The sequence below is a fragment of the Vibrio sp. 03_296 genome, assembly GCF_002265885.1.
Genome location: NZ_NPKW01000458.1, coordinates 1 through 930, shown reverse-complemented (window position 1 = coordinate 930; position 930 = coordinate 1). Strand labels below are relative to the sequence as shown.

Sequence of the window (930 nt, the reverse complement as noted above, 5' to 3'; positions counted from 1 at the left end):
GGGCAGCGTCACGCTGCCCCGTTTATTTTACCTGCGACTCATTTGCGACAACCTTGCTGCACATCGGCAAGACTAAAGGCGGCTCGGCATGTTTTTCTTTGGTTAAARTGGCCTGCCATTCTTGTTCCGTCACTGGCATCACCGACAAGCGATTACCCTTTTTCACCAATGGCATGTTTTCCAACTCGGGCATGGCTTTCAACACCGCCAAAGGGATCACCCGTTCGGTTTTGCGCACAAACTCCACATCGACCATTATCCAACGCGGGTTTTCTGGCGTTGATTTCGCGTCGAAATAGTCGCTGTTCAAATCAAACTGAAAATGATCGGGGTAGGCTTCACGAACCACTTTCGCGATCCCTGCCACGCCAACCTGTTTGCACGAGGAGTGGTAAATCATCACCCAATCGCCCTCTTTAACCTCATCACGCAGCATATTTCTTGCCTGATAATTTCGCACTCCCTCCCAACATGAAACCTTTTGTACGCGTAAAGTGTCGATAGAAAAGGTGTCCGGTTCAGTTTTAAACAACCAATATGCCATAATGCGGTCCAAGCAGATTTAGAGATGGAGAAAGATATAACATGAAGGCGTTTAAAAACCAGTCGCCTATCGACACTGTTGCTGTTACAAGCGTGCTCAACCAGCGCCCCGTCCGCCACTCCAATCTCGCTCCTCCACTGCCAACGGCCAATCTCAGCCAACCCGAGTCGGTGATCGCACAGAGCTTTATGTTGTCAGGCAGTTTAGTCGTCGGTCATGAAGCGCAATACATCACACCTTGTGGCAGTACGCAGCAATATTGGCTACAGCTGAGCGCTCAGCAGCGTCAGCAATTGATGGCGCTGACCAGCCTGCCCTATCAGTCCATGTATGGCGAAGTGATTGGCCACTTAAAAACCACCGGTGATGAAGGCTTTGCTTCGGAA

Annotated in this window: 1 protein-coding gene and 1 pseudogene; one reads left to right on the top strand and one right to left on the bottom strand. The window is 50.3% G+C overall.

The window, feature by feature from the left end; translation table 11 throughout:
- Positions 1-22 precede the first annotated feature (22 nt).
- On the bottom strand, positions 23-544 hold the full coding sequence (locus tag CIK04_RS25380; protein ID WP_325205815.1) for an EVE domain-containing protein: 522 nt from the start codon (positions 542-544) through the stop codon (positions 23-25).
- A 41-nt stretch (positions 545-585) separates the two neighbouring features.
- Between CIK04_RS25380 and CIK04_RS25375 the strand changes: the two are divergent.
- Positions 586-930 (top strand): annotated as a pseudogene (locus CIK04_RS25375) (hypothetical protein); the annotation flags it as partial.